The sequence below is a fragment of the Sphaerospermopsis sp. FACHB-1094 genome, from assembly GCF_014696195.1.
Classification (GTDB): Bacteria; Cyanobacteriota; Cyanobacteriia; order Cyanobacteriales; family Nostocaceae; genus Sphaerospermopsis; species Sphaerospermopsis kisseleviana.
The window spans coordinates 1-13144 of the sequence record NZ_JACJPT010000015.1; the positions used below are offsets into that span (position 1 = coordinate 1).

Annotated in this window: 12 protein-coding genes; 4 read left to right on the plus strand and 8 right to left on the minus strand. The window is 37.6% G+C overall.

Annotated elements, in window-relative coordinates:
- From H6F47_RS06770 to H6F47_RS06780, 3 genes are all read right to left on the minus strand, one after another.
- Positions 1 to 1110: adenylyl-sulfate kinase (locus H6F47_RS06770; RefSeq protein ID WP_190648140.1), on the minus strand; the 1110-nt coding region annotated here is incomplete at its 3' end.
- A 490-nt stretch (positions 1111 to 1600) separates the two neighbouring features.
- Positions 1601 to 1897 (minus strand): 50S ribosomal protein L25, encoded by a 297-nt coding sequence (gene rplY, locus H6F47_RS06775; protein WP_096570713.1) that lies wholly within the window; start codon positions 1895 to 1897, stop codon positions 1601 to 1603.
- 64 nt (positions 1898 to 1961) lie between these two features.
- Positions 1962 to 3290, minus strand: coding sequence for an adenylosuccinate synthase (locus H6F47_RS06780; protein WP_190346809.1), 1329 nt, complete (start codon positions 3288 to 3290; stop codon positions 1962 to 1964).
- Positions 3291 to 3466: 176 nt separating this feature from the next.
- On the opposite strand from H6F47_RS06780, the gene H6F47_RS06785 reads away from it, so the two are divergent.
- Positions 3467 to 4501, plus strand: a complete 1035-nt coding sequence (locus H6F47_RS06785; RefSeq protein ID WP_190346810.1) for an adenosine deaminase — start codon at positions 3467 to 3469, stop codon at positions 4499 to 4501.
- Between the two features lie 220 nt (positions 4502 to 4721).
- Here the strand turns inward: H6F47_RS06785 and H6F47_RS06790 are convergent, their stop codons facing one another.
- Positions 4722 to 5048 (minus strand): rhodanese-like domain-containing protein, encoded by a 327-nt coding sequence (locus H6F47_RS06790; protein ID WP_096570707.1) that lies wholly within the window; start codon positions 5046 to 5048, stop codon positions 4722 to 4724.
- 211 nt (positions 5049 to 5259) lie between these two features.
- Here H6F47_RS06790 and mutL point away from each other — a divergent pair, with 211 nt between their 5' ends.
- Positions 5260 to 6912 (plus strand): DNA mismatch repair endonuclease MutL, encoded by a 1653-nt coding sequence (gene mutL / locus H6F47_RS06795; RefSeq protein ID WP_190648143.1) that lies wholly within the window; start codon positions 5260 to 5262, stop codon positions 6910 to 6912.
- A gap of 242 nt (positions 6913 to 7154) precedes the next feature.
- Positions 7155 to 8252: a glycosyltransferase family 1 protein gene (locus H6F47_RS06800; protein WP_190648145.1), complete on the plus strand. Its 1098-nt coding sequence runs from the start codon at positions 7155 to 7157 to the stop codon at positions 8250 to 8252.
- 65 nt (positions 8253 to 8317) lie between these two features.
- Here H6F47_RS06800 and H6F47_RS06805 read toward each other — a convergent pair whose 3' ends face one another.
- From H6F47_RS06805 to H6F47_RS06820, 4 genes are all read right to left on the minus strand, one after another.
- Positions 8318 to 8791 carry a DUF29 domain-containing protein gene (locus tag H6F47_RS06805; RefSeq protein ID WP_190648147.1) on the minus strand — a complete coding sequence of 158 codons (474 nt, stop codon included), beginning with the start codon at positions 8789 to 8791 and terminating at the stop codon, positions 8318 to 8320.
- 76 nt (positions 8792 to 8867) lie between these two features.
- Positions 8868 to 9326: a DUF29 domain-containing protein gene (locus H6F47_RS06810; protein WP_137668485.1), complete on the minus strand. Its 459-nt coding sequence runs from the start codon at positions 9324 to 9326 to the stop codon at positions 8868 to 8870.
- A gap of 79 nt (positions 9327 to 9405) precedes the next feature.
- Positions 9406 to 11013 carry an NAD(P)H-hydrate dehydratase gene (locus H6F47_RS06815; protein ID WP_190648148.1) on the minus strand — a complete coding sequence of 536 codons (1608 nt, stop codon included), beginning with the start codon at positions 11011 to 11013 and terminating at the stop codon, positions 9406 to 9408.
- A 117-nt stretch (positions 11014 to 11130) separates the two neighbouring features.
- Positions 11131 to 11859: a hypothetical protein gene (locus tag H6F47_RS06820; RefSeq protein WP_187039074.1), complete on the minus strand. Its 729-nt coding sequence runs from the start codon at positions 11857 to 11859 to the stop codon at positions 11131 to 11133.
- A 222-nt stretch (positions 11860 to 12081) separates the two neighbouring features.
- Here H6F47_RS06820 and mnmA point away from each other — a divergent pair, with 222 nt between their 5' ends.
- The gene (mnmA, locus tag H6F47_RS06825) at positions 12082 to 13137 is read left to right on the plus strand and encodes a tRNA 2-thiouridine(34) synthase MnmA (RefSeq protein WP_096570694.1); all 1056 of its coding nucleotides are present in this window, start codon (positions 12082 to 12084) and stop codon (positions 13135 to 13137) included.
- The last annotated feature ends 7 nt before the right edge of the window (positions 13138 to 13144 follow it).

Sequence of the window (13144 nt, forward strand, 5' to 3'; positions counted from 1 at the left end):
GTGAACTGCTCCTAGTTTACGCGCTAAATATCTAGCAGTGGTACTTTTACCAGAACCTGATAACCCGGACATTAAAATCAATTGTCCTTGTTTGGGTTTAGTATACTCCCAAGCTTGACGATAATATGCAGATGCTGTTTTTGCGGCTTCTTCTTTCACATCTGCGGGTACACTAGGATCATCTAATAAAAATGATGTCACTTTTGCCCGCACATAAGCTTGACGACTTAAATATAAAGGTAATACCTGTAAACCTTCCCAGTCTCCAGTTTGTTCAACATAAGCATTTAAAAAAGCATTTGCTAAATCTTTCCGCCCTTTTGCTTCAATATCCATGACCGTAAATGCCACATCATACATGACATCTACAAAGCGAAACGGCTCATTAAATTCTATACAATCGAATAACATGATTTTATCATGCCAAAGAGCAATATTTCGCAGGTGTAAATCCCCGTGACATTCACGGATGTAGTTATTGGTAATTCTGCTAGTAAATAATTCTGGATTTTGGTTAAAAAAGTTATCTGTATATGCTTTTGTTTCTGTAAACTGTTGCTGGGTTTGGGGACCACCAATATACTTTAAAGTTTGGTTATAATTCTCATTAATAGTCAACCGCACTTCTGAGATTTGCCCAAAACTGCGAATGTAATCATTTGTCTGGGACTTTGCATGGTATTCAGATACTACCCGTCCTAATTCCTGCAAGTGCATTTCATTTAACTTACCCTGGGAAAAAAGTTCACTAAATAAGGCATCTTGGGGAAATTGACGCATTTTTAGCGCATATTCTACAACTTCCCCCGTTCCCGCTAAATGGTATTGTTCTCCTGTGCAGGTAATAGGTAATACTTGCAAATACAGTTCACCTGCGCCTCGCTGATTTAAACGTAACTCTTCCTGGCAACAATGTAACCGCTTTTCTAATGTGGAATAATCTAAAAAGCCAAAATTTATAGGTTTTTTCAGTTTATAGACATATTCTCCAGTGAGTAACACATAAGAAGCATGAGTTTGAATCAGTTGAATTGGTTCTGTTACCCCATGAGGATAAAATCCTGGTTGTAACATTTGTTCAATTAAAGCTGGAAGATTAGCTTGTGTCATAATATTTATACCAGTGTTGGATGTTGGAAGTTAGATTTTTGGAAGTTGGATTTTTAGCCGCAGATAAACACAGGTCAACCCATACAAGTATCAGCGGAAATAATTTTATAAGATATAGCTGTAGACAGAGTAGTTAGGACATTCTCAAAAGCTAAAAGCTAGTGATAATAAGGGTTTTACTCCTGACTCCTGTACGGGCGTTCGCGAAGCGTGCTGGAAGCATCAGCATTCGGGCGACCAATTATCAATTTTATGAAAAGGCTATTTTCCTGTAAGGGCGAAGCATTCAGGCGATAAATTATCAATTTTATGAAAAGGTTATTTTCCGAATGCTTCGCCCCTACTTCGCCCCTACGACTCCTGACTCCTGCTATATTAACCCTGATAGCTTAACAAAAAAAACCAGGGGTTTAACCCTGGTTCATTCAGCAATTATGACAAAATTTAAGTGCTATTTAAGTGCTATTGAAGATAAAATGCACACCATCTTTTAGGCTTTAGCAGCAAAAAAACTGAGATGGTAAGGTGTACCCTTGGCTGGGTGAATTTGAACTTCGCGGAGTACGGTTTTACCAGTCCACTGAAGTTCAGGAATATTGAGTTCAATTTCGGTTTTGTTGGGAGCAGCTTGTTTGAGCAAGCGTTCAACGGTTTTTGCATCAACTACTAAAGAAATTGATTCCGCACCGTTGTGTCCGTACAAATTCGCGGGGATTAAACCAGAACGTCGCAAAGCATTGGGCTTGCTACCTTCTGGACGTTTGTGAGATTCTAATGCGATCGCCATACTACTCTTAATGTTTTAGTGGTTGGTTGTTAGTTGTCAATTGTCAATTGTCAATTGTCAATTATTAAACTGGTGTACCATCTGCGTGCAACAGTGCGCGTTTTGGTCCGTGAATTGGATCTTCCACAATGATAGTTTGATCACGACTTGCTCCTAAGGAAACGATCGCGATCGGGACTTCCATCAATTCTGCTAAGAATTTAAGATAGTCCAATGCTTGCTTTGGCAAGTCTTCCAAGCTACGGCATTCAGTGGTTGGTACTTGCCATCCTGGTAAGGTTTTATAAATCGGACGACAACGGGCAAACTGACGGGCGCTGGTGGGGAAGTGATCACAGCGTTGGCCATCTATTTCATAAGCCACGCAAACTTTGATTTCCTCTAACTCATCTAGCACATCTAACTTAGTTAGTGCCATACAATCCATGCCATTAATACGGACTGCATAACGTCCAATCACGGCATCAAACCAACCACAACGGCGTTTTCTACCTGTGGTTGTGCCAAATTCTGCACCGCGATCGCCCAATAAATCACCAATTTCCCCATCTAATTCTGTGGGGAATGGTCCTTCGCCGACTCTAGTGGTATATGCTTTGGATACCCCTATTACCCGATCTATCATTGTCGGTCCTAGACCAGTGCCCACGCAAGCACCCCCAGCTACAGGATTAGAAGAGGTGACATAAGGATAGGTCCCATGATCTAAATCCAGTAGAGTTCCTTGTGCGCCTTCAAACAAAATGTTACGTCGTTTTTGCACCGCATCATATATTTTTATTGATGTGTCCACCACAAAAGGACGCAACCTTTCTGCATAGCCCAAATACTCCTCAATCACTTCTTGGGGGTCAAGAGGAGGAATATCATACAGCTTTTCTAAAATTGTGTTTTTATAATTTATTGTCCATTCCAACTGCTCACGTAATCCAACCGGATCCATCAAGTCTAACATCCTGATGCCAGTCCGCTCGGATTTATCCGCGTAGGTAGGACCTATACCTCTACCAGTCGTGCCGATTTTATGCGTTCCCCGGCGTTCTTCTGATGCCTTATCAATTAACCGATGGTAAGGCATGGTAACATGAGCCGTCTCTGATATCAGCAGATTAGCAGTAGAAATATTTAGGTGTTCAAGTTGTTCAAGTTCTTGTATCAAAACCTGTGGATCAATAACTGTCCCACAGCCGATGATACATTCGGTATCTGGATACAATATACCAGAGGGAATTAAGTGCAGTTTAAATGTCTGACCTTGGACTACTATTGTGTGTCCAGCGTTAACTCCTCCCTGGTAACGTACCACCACATCTGCGGAGCGGCTGAGTAAGTCAGTTATTTTACCTTTTCCTTCATCGCCCCATTGAGCGCCTATGACAATGACGTTAGCCAAGAGATTATATTAAAGGGTAAAGTTTCCACAAATACCAATTATTAGCAGTTTTTTTAGCTTTTGTCAATAACTTTGTGACTGATGACTGGGTACTGGTGGTTGATAAAATTATTAATATATTTTTTATTTATAAATTTTGTTACAATTAATAAAATTTTTATCTAAAAGTTACCATTATGGCCTTATACGCTGAGTTACATAGACACCTGGGGGGTTCCGTCGTCCCCCGTGTGTTGTGGCGGTATTTTCAGCGCCATGCTACAGATTTAATTTCTCGGTTTGCTGAATATTCTGAATTTGAGGATTTTTACACCCGTCCCCGCAATACTTTAGATGAGTATTTAGAATTGCATACTTTAGTGGAAAGTGTGCAAACTGTGGAAACTTTACCTTACTTTATCTATCGTTTGTTGCGTGGTGCGTATATCTTTGAAAATTTGGCTTATTTAGAATTGCGTTATACTCCCTATTTACGCACTCCTGAACATCTAAATCAAAACGCCAGAATTGATAAGATGGCGGAAATTGTGGAAATTGTGGGTAAAGCGAGTCATTCTTTGGAATATCCCATTGTTAATAGTCAAATTCTCTGTATGCACTCTCGTTTACCTTTTGAGGTAAATAAGGCTATTGTGGATTTAGCAGCACAAAATAGAGAATATGTTTGTGCGGTGGATGTGGCAGGTGGCGATCGCATTTATGGGGAAAGAATGCCAGAATGGATTAGTTTATATAACTATGCCCGTTCTTTGGGTTTGAAGACTACCGGACATCTTTATGAAACCAAAGATGGTTGTTATCCCGAACTTTTACCTTATTTAATGCGAATTGGTCACGGTATCCAAATTCCTTTACTTTATCCTCAATTATTGCCAGATTTAGCCAGAAGAGGACAATGTTTAGAAGTTTGTCCCACGACTTACTTAAAAACAGGAACTTTACAGGATATCCGGCAGTTAAAATTGGTTTTTGATCGATGTTTTGAAACTGGGGTTGATATTGCCATCTGTACTGATAACGCAGGTTTACATAATGTCCGTTTACCTTTTGAATATGAAAATCTGCTAACTTACGACATTATTAATTTCCAACAACTTCAAGCCTGTCAAGATGCCGCTTTTCGCCATGCTTTCGCTTGGCCTCATGATCAACGTCCTGCATCTTTGTTAAGTGGTTTATTGAAACCTGAACCAGCTAAGGTTTTGATATAGACAGGAATTAAGCAAAACAGAACAAAAGTAGGGGTAATTCATGAATTACCCCTACGCAATAATGAGGTTTTTAGTCCAATCTTGCGTCACTTCTCATAGACAATATTGAGGAAGAAGCAAAGGCAGAGAACACAAGATAAAATTGATAAAAGTTGATAAAAGTTGATTAATTTTTATCAACTTTTGCCTGTTGCCTTTTGCCTGTTGCCTTCATTAACTGTTAAACGCCTTCTGTCGCGCCACCCACTGTTTTCCAAGCGTCTAGGCCACCTTGAATAACACAGACATCTCTAAACCCGGCAGCGCCTAAAATACTAACTGCCAGATTAGCATGGGTATCATGGTCGCCATAAACGTAGATTTGGCGTTGTTTATGCAAGCTGGTTTTTGCACGGTCGGCTAAGTCGTTGAGGGGAATGGAAATAGCACCTGTGATATGGCCGTGGTTGTAGGTAAGGCGATCGCGTACATCAATAATTGTAAAGGCGGGTTGACCCCATTCTAGACGCGATATTAATTCATTAACATCAGCAACTAAATTACTCATTGGCGTTTTTAGTTTAAGACTTTACCAGCAATCTATCAAAAATACTTTGAAAATTCGGTTTTTTTGACAATTTATCTAAAATTCTTTAGAGATGTTAACTAAAATTATGATTACAGTTTATAAGCCTAAAATAAACCTAAATATTGTAAACTAATTATCTGTACATCCCGACAATTTTTAATCTTTAATTTTTAATTTTCAATTCTGGAACATGGCATCTACAATACAATCTTTACCTACAGAAGTCGTATATCTGATTACAGCAGGAGAAGTAATAGATAGTTTTGCTTCTGTGGTTCGGGAATTAGTAGAAAATTCCTTAGATGCTGGTGCAACGCGCATTGTAGTTTCTCTATGGTCACAGCAATGGCGAGTGCGGGTAGCTGATAATGGTTATGGTATGAATTTAGATGATTTACAACAAGCGGCAACAGCACATACTACCAGTAAAATTCATTCTTCAGATGATTTGTGGAAAATTAAAAGTTTAGGTTTTCGTGGAGAAGCGTTACATAGTTTAGCAACTTTAGCAGATTTAGAAATTTTTAGCCGTCCGGTGGGAGGAAATGAAGGATGGCGGGTTGTTTATGGCAATGATGGGGAAGTTATTAAAACAGAAGTAGTAGCGATCGCTTCTGGTACTGTTGTTACTGTTGATAATTTATTTGCTAATTATCCCGCACGTCGTCAAGGTTTACCGAACGCCACACAGCAAATGAAAGCTGTACAAACAATCATTCAACAAATTGCTTTATGTCATCCTCATATTACTTATCAAGTTTGGCAAAATGATCGGGAATGGTTCACTATTTGTCAAACTGCAAGTCCAGGTAAATTAATTCCGCAAATTCTCACCCAAATTAAACCAGGTGATTTAAAAGAATTAAAAATAGAAATACCCAATCCGCAATCTACAATTAACTTAGTAATAGGTTTACCTGATAGATGTCACCGTCATAAACCTGACTGGGTAAAAGTAGCCATTAATGGCAGAATCATTAAATCACCAGAATTAGAACAAACAATTTTTTCAGCATTTCATAAAACCTTACCACGCGATCGCTATCCGGTTTGTTTTTTACATCTTACCATTTCCCCTGATCAAATTAACTGGAATCGCCACCCTGCCAAAACAGAAATTTATTTAAATGAAATTAATGCTTGGCAAGAAAAAATTAGCGAAACGATTAATCAAGCATTCTATATTTCTGAAGCTAATTTAAAAGATTCAGTTCACACAACTCGAGTAAGTAACTTACTTAAAGTTGCAGAAAAAAAAGGTAGTTATAACTTTAGTTCTAAAAATGCAGATACAAAAACACAGAATTACTTAAAAGCCGTTGCCCAAGTGAGCAATATGTATATTGTTGCCGAACATCCAGGAGGAATGTGGTTAGTAGAACAACACATTGCCCATGAAAGAGTTTTATATGAAAAAATCTGTGATGAATGGGAAATAGTACCTGTAGAAACACCAATTATTCTTTATCAATTATTACCTTCTCAGGTTGCCCAATTACAAAGAATTAACTTAGATATTGAAACTTTTGGGGAAAAACTTTGGGCTGTACGTACAGTTCCCGCAATGTTAAAAACACGGGAAGATTGCGCCGAAGCATTATTAGAATTAAGTTTAGGAGGAGACTTACAAACCGCCCAGGTTGCGGTTGCTTGTCGCAGTGCTATCCGCAATGGTACACCAATGACTTTACCAGAAATGCAGCAATTATTAGATGATTGGCAACGCACCCGCAACCCCCAGACCTGCCCACATGGTAGACCAATTTATTTATCTTTGGAAGAGTCTGCTTTATCTCGCTTTTTCCGTCGTCATTGGGTGGTTGGTAAAAGTCATGGTATCTAAGGAGTCAGGAGAAATTAATTACAAAAGAATTATGAATTTTACATGATGATTTTGTATAACTGTCTTGTCTACACGAGAAAGTATAGAAAAACTGAAGCAAGGCTATTTTAGAAAAGGCCGCTGAGAAATAAACAGCTAATACTTAGACATCCAACTTAATTTGAGAGTTTGGGGTTTTATGTCTTAGTGTTTTTTTTATCTCAAAAACTTGGGTAAATTCTCACAAATCCTTCCCACATTATATGGCTGTAATTACTGCTCTTGCTAATCAGTATTATCTCTATATCCGCAAAGATCAAAAACCTGTTGCTTGGGATATATACGATCCTAAACCACCCATTGACTTTGCTTTAACTACTTATTTCGGTAAAGTATTTCAAGCAATAGAAAAAAGTTCTCTTATCAGTAGTTTAGTCTTTTATGTCACTTGGAATGAAATTGATGAACTACCATCTTATGGGGAAAATGTGGTAGTTTTTGTATTGGGTGATGAATGGTATCGTATACCCAAATATGCTCACAAAGTCAGGGCGGTATTTAAGTGTGTAGGTACAAATTCCATTCTCGGATGTAACCCTATTGTACAACCTTCATTGTTAAACTTACTGACACTAATTCAGTTTTTAAGAATTTTATTAGTTGGTGTACCAAGCCGGGTTAATTATTATTGGCATCAATTCAAAAGTTTGGTATTAGGTAAAGGTCTAATTCCTCCTATCTATGATCTTCCCTTGGGTTACAATAACTCCAAGGATTTACCCATCAAAAATATCGCAGATCGGCTTTATGATACTTATTTTTCCGGGAGTGTTGTCCACAGACAATATCCTATCTGGTCTTTTAAATCTTGGTTAGGAACTCCTAAAGCATTATCTAGAAAATTGATGTTATCAACTTTAAAAAGTTTCCAAGAAAAACATCCTGAATTTAACGTTGAATTATCAATTACTGGTGGTTATCACAATAGAACTCAAGCGGATGAACGCAGCTATTGTGAAATCATGATGGATACAAAAATCTGTCTTGTTCCTAGAGGTACATCTTTTGAAACCACTCGGTTATTTGAGGGGATGAAATATGGTTGTGTTTTAGTCACAGAAGCTTTACCTTCTCGATGGTATTTAGAAGGTGCGCCGGTGATTAAAATAAAAAATTGGCAAGAATTACCAAAGGTGTTAAAAAATCTGTTGGAAAATAAAGAACTGATGGAAGAAATGCACTATAAATCATTAATTTTTTGGCAAAATAACTGTTCTGAAACTGTGGTTGCAAATTATGTAATTGAAAAGTTGAATAGGGAACTTTTTGTAAATTCTGGGGTTAATTTAGATCCACCCTAGTTTGATTTTACATCTCCCCAACCCCCTTAAAAAGGGGGGCTAATATTTATAAAATAATCATATATTTAATCAGGGAAAAAGTCTTGATTCAAACATTCATCGGTATTAAAAGGAGATTCTACAGGAAAAATATCAAGTAACAAACCTGTTTCTATAGACGCTTGCTGACGTGCATCTTGATAACATTCGGCAAATGTTTCTAAAAAAAAATTTTTTAAACTAGTTTTTAAACTAGGACTATCTTGGAAATGTTTATTTAATCTCCGGCGATGTTCAAAGATAGTCGAAAGGCAGCTTTTAGAGCGTTTTTCTGGCTGACATTTATATTTTAATAAGTGCATTAAAAGCACTACTAAATTACTTTCTAATGTTCTTTTTTCAATTCTTCCCATGCTTTCAATTTCTTCAATCAGATTTTCTAAATCAATTTCTGCAAATTTCCCTGCTTTTAATTGTTTGGCGGTTGTTTCTATCCATAGGTAAAAATCTTGTTCATAAAGATTAGTTTTTGTGGTACTTTTTAGCTGAGGTGTTGTCATTTTTAGCCTCCTGTAGTTGTTGATCAAAATAAGTTAGATTTGGTTTTATATTTCAGGGAGAACAAATTTAACTATTCTACATATCTAAACCACTATTCATAACTTCATCTAAACTAAAAGGAGACTCTTGAGGAAAGAAATTTAGTTTAATTCCTGTTTCTTGAGATGCTTTCAGACGAGCTTTATTATAACAATCTGCAAATAATTCTGTGAATAAAGGTTGTAAACTTGGACTGTCTTCTAATAATTCTTCAAGACAAATTCTTTGTTCAGTAATTGTACTCTGCCAACTTGCACTACGTTTTTCAGGTTGATAATGCCATTTTAATAAGTGCATTAGTAGCACAATTAAACGGCTTTTTAACTCTCGTTTTTCACTTCTTCCCATGCTTTCGATTTCTTCTATTAAATTTCCTAAATCAACTTCTGTAAAATCTCCTTTTCTTAAATGTTGGGCGGTTGTTTCTATCCATAGGTAAAAATCTTGTTCATAAAGATTAGTTTTTGTGGTACTTTTTAGCTGAGGTGTTGCCATTTTTTTACCTCCTGTGGGTACTTATCAATATTATACAATATTTTCCATTGAATGCAGATAAACTCAGATAATCTAATACCTACAAAATATCTTCAATACTTAACTTTAAAACCCTGATTAAATATTGCGTCAAAGTAAACGCATCAACCCCTAATTCTGTCCTTTCTTTTACTGCTAAAATACCCCCTTGAGAATGCCACCAAGCCGCAGCAGCTACCACATCTTCAATATTAACTTGTTTATTAACAACCCGCGCCAAAATTCCGCCCATTAAACCAGTTAAGACATCACCACTACCACCACGAGCTAAAGCTGGCGTACTTTCCGCATTGATCCAAACGACACCTTCAGGGTTAGAAATGGCGGTTCTTGCCCCTTTTAACAGCACTACAGCCCCTGTTTGTGATGCTGCTGTTTGTACTGCTTTCACCCTATCTTGATAATTAATATCAGGAAATAAACGATGAAATTCACCTGTGTGGGGTGTGAGAATTGTTGTATTTTGGCGTTTTTGTAAAGTGGAAATAGTCCCTAATTGTGCCAAGATATTTAAACCATCGGCATCCAAAATTAACGGCACATCACTATTAATTACCTGTTCAATAATTGGGGTAGCATCTGTAGTTAAACCTGGTCCACAAGCAATAGCATTAAATGAACTCAAATCTGTATTTGGAGGTAATTGTAAATGAGAAATTGCCCCGGTTTCCGTTTCAGGACATCCGATAATTAACGCTTCTGGTAAATGGGAAATTAAAAGCGGTTTAATACTTTCAGGTACGGCAATTGATAACATTCCTACACCCGAAGCACGCGCACCTAAACCCGTTAAAATTGCTCCCCCTGCATAACGTTTTGAGCCAGAAATTAATAGTAAATGTCCAGATTTATATTTGTGGGTTGTAGGGGAAAGAGGTAAAGATAAGGTATCAAATACTGTGGTTTTGGTAATGCGTTTAATTTTGGTAACTTCACCTAAAATCGCATGAATATCAGCTAAGGGAATATCAAAATCAATTAATTCTGCTTGTCCAATATATTCTAATGCTTGTTCTTGCAATAAACCCTGTTTCCATAAACCTAAACAAAAGGTATGAGTTGCACGAATAGCAGTACCTAAAACTTCCCCTGTATCTGTGTGTAAACCAGAAGGTAAGTCAATACTAAAAATCGGTTTATTCCAATCATTAAAATGGTTAATTGCTTCTGCAATATTCCCGGTAATTTCTCTTTCTAAACCAAAGCCAAATAACCCATCAATTAAAAAATCACAACTTGGTAATTCTGCCAGTTCTGTAAAACAAGGAATCCCCAAATTTTGGGCATATTGTAAATGTTGAGAAGTTAATTCTTTGAGTTTAGCAAAAGGTTGATAAATCCAAACTTGATAACCTTGAAAATGTAACTCTCTGGCTACAACTAAAGCATCACCTCCATTGTGTCCTGGACCTGCTAAAATTCCTACATTAGATCCCCCTTGAAAAGAGGGACTTTTAAACGAGGAGCTTTTAAAAGGGTGGCTAAGAGGTATGATAGATTGTAGGCGTTGCCAGTGGCGAGCGAAGCTATCGCTAATTAATCTCCCTACTTTTTCCATCAAAGCTGCAACCGGCATTCCCGCAGCAAATATTCGTCCTTCAATGTCACGCATTTGAGCAGCAGTGACTACAAATTGTTCTTTAGTCATTAGTATTAGTCATTAGTGATTAGTTATTAGTCATTAGTGATTAGTTATTAGTGATTAGTCATTAGTTATTCTTTTCTATCACCAATCACCAATCACCAATCACCTGTCACCTGTCACCTATCTTCCATAATAAACCCTAGCATTAGCATAACCTAAATTTCGCAAATAATTATTCCATTGTTCTGCTTCTTGGCGTTCTCTAAAACCTCCTACAGCTATATGCGCTCCTCGTGGTTGAGTTCTCATAAAAACATTAGTATTACCATCTATTTTTTGTCGAATTTCTCTACCAAGCAAGGGTAAGTTATTACTGCTGGTGGGAATGATAACGTAGTAATATCTACCTTGTTCTCTTTGAACATTAGGATTTACATTACGAAAATTATCTCCAGTAGAATAAGGTACTTCTCTACCAGAGAAATAGGAGATTTGTTCTGGGTTAGAAAAGCTGAGAATGCGAGCGCCACTAATACCATTTAATTCTAATTCTCTCACACGCTGTTGGGCGTTAGATGGTTTGCTAAAAACACCTGACTGAATAATATTACGTCCATTAAACGGACGAATATAAGCACTACTTTCAATTTGACGCACTTGTTGTAGAATTTGGGAGTTATCGCTATCAACATAGACAACATATCTTTCAAAGTTTTGTCCATATTGACTAATTTGTGTAGGTTGAGAAGTTTGATAGTTTTGATTATTTTGATAAAACTCCACTGCTGGTTGCAATTCTGGTAATCTGGTCTGTGCTAGACTATCTTCGCAAGTGAGCATCAAGCATCCACCCACAAGTAAAGAAATTACGGGTACAGTGGTAATTTGACGTGTTATTAAATGAGACATATTTGTAACCAGGGTTTCTCAAAATTTTCTACTAGCCATTATTTTAATCAGGATAATAAAAAATTACGGAGATGGGTGAAACCCCAAAACGAAAGAATTTTGTCAGGGTTTAGCTTTGCTAAAGCCCTACTTATGCTACTATGGGAGAGTGTTTGCCTTGTGCTAAAATCAAAAACCCTTATTATAGATGAACAGTAGCAAGCACTGTTAAAAGTGTAAATTATGAAAAAAGTTGTCGTTGGTCTTTCTGGTGGCGTTGACAGTTCTGTAGCTGCCGCTATTTTACACAATCAGGGCTATGATGTAATTGGTTTGACCCTTTGGTTAATGAAAGGTAAGGGTCAATGTTGCTCTGAAGGAATGATCGACGCGGCTAGTATTTGTGAACAATTGGGTGTTCCCCACGAAATTGTCGATATTCGGGATGTCTTTCAAGCGAATATTGTTGATTATTTAGTCTCTGGTTATAGTGTGGGAATTACGCCCCTGCCTTGTTCTCAATGTAACAAGACGGTGAAGTTTGGACCAATGGTGGAATATGCACGGGAGAAGTTAGAAAGTAATTACATAGCTACCGGTCATTATGCGCGAATTACTTATGATGAAACCACTGGACGTTATCAATTATTACGCGCCGTTGACCGCAACAAGGATCAATCTTATTTCCTATATGATTTGTCTCAAGATTTACTTGGGGCTTCGATCTTTCCTTTGGGAGAATTAAATAAAAGCGATACCCGCAAAATAGCTGCCGAATATGGGTTAAAAACCGCCGATAAACCAGAAAGTCAAGATTTATGCTTGGTAGAAAGTAACGGTTCAATGCGGGCATTTTTAGATAAATATTTAGCACCAAAACCAGGTGATATTGTGGATACCACTGGTAAGGTTTTGGGTAAACATGATGGTGTCCATCATTACACAATTGGTCAGCGTAAAGGTTTAGGAATTGCTGCTGCTGAACCTTTGTATGTGATTGAATTAGATGCAGTTAATAATCGTGTGGTAGTGGGCGATCGCACCAAAGGAACTCAAGGAGAATGCACAGTCAACCGGGTAAACTGGGTGTCTATTGCTGAACCTGCAACCCCCATCCGTGCAGAAGTGCAAATTCGTTATCGTTCCCAACCTGTAGCGGTGACGGTGATACCTTTAGAAAATGACAGAGTGCGGTTAGTTTTTGATGAACCTCAGTTCAGCATTACCCCAGGACAAGCTGCGGTTTGGTATGAAGGGGAAAAGGTATTAGGTGGGGGAATAATTGAACAGTTTAGTTAAGTAGTGT

Bases quoted from the DNA above. Each gene is read 5' to 3' on its own strand.
- mutL (WP_190648143.1), top strand. From the start codon at position 5,260: ATGGCATCTACAATACAATCTTTACCTACAGAAGTCGTATATCTGATT.
- H6F47_RS06800 (WP_190648145.1), top strand. From the start codon at position 7,155: ATGGCTGTAATTACTGCTCTTGCTAATCAGTATTATCTCTATATCCGC.
- mnmA (WP_096570694.1), top strand. From the start codon at position 12,082: ATGAAAAAAGTTGTCGTTGGTCTTTCTGGTGGCGTTGACAGTTCTGTA.
- H6F47_RS06820 (WP_187039074.1), bottom strand. From the start codon at position 11,859: ATGTCTCATTTAATAACACGTCAAATTACCACTGTACCCGTAATTTCT.
- H6F47_RS06810 (WP_137668485.1), bottom strand. From the start codon at position 9,326: ATGGCAACACCTCAGCTAAAAAGTACCACAAAAACTAATCTTTATGAA.
- rplY (WP_096570713.1), bottom strand. From the start codon at position 1,897: ATGGCGATCGCATTAGAATCTCACAAACGTCCAGAAGGTAGCAAGCCC.
- H6F47_RS06790 (WP_096570707.1), bottom strand. From the start codon at position 5,048: ATGAGTAATTTAGTTGCTGATGTTAATGAATTAATATCGCGTCTAGAA.
- H6F47_RS06805 (WP_190648147.1), bottom strand. From the start codon at position 8,791: ATGACAACACCTCAGCTAAAAAGTACCACAAAAACTAATCTTTATGAA.
- H6F47_RS06785 (WP_190346810.1), top strand. From the start codon at position 3,467: ATGGCCTTATACGCTGAGTTACATAGACACCTGGGGGGTTCCGTCGTC.
- H6F47_RS06815 (WP_190648148.1), bottom strand. From the start codon at position 11,013: ATGACTAAAGAACAATTTGTAGTCACTGCTGCTCAAATGCGTGACATT.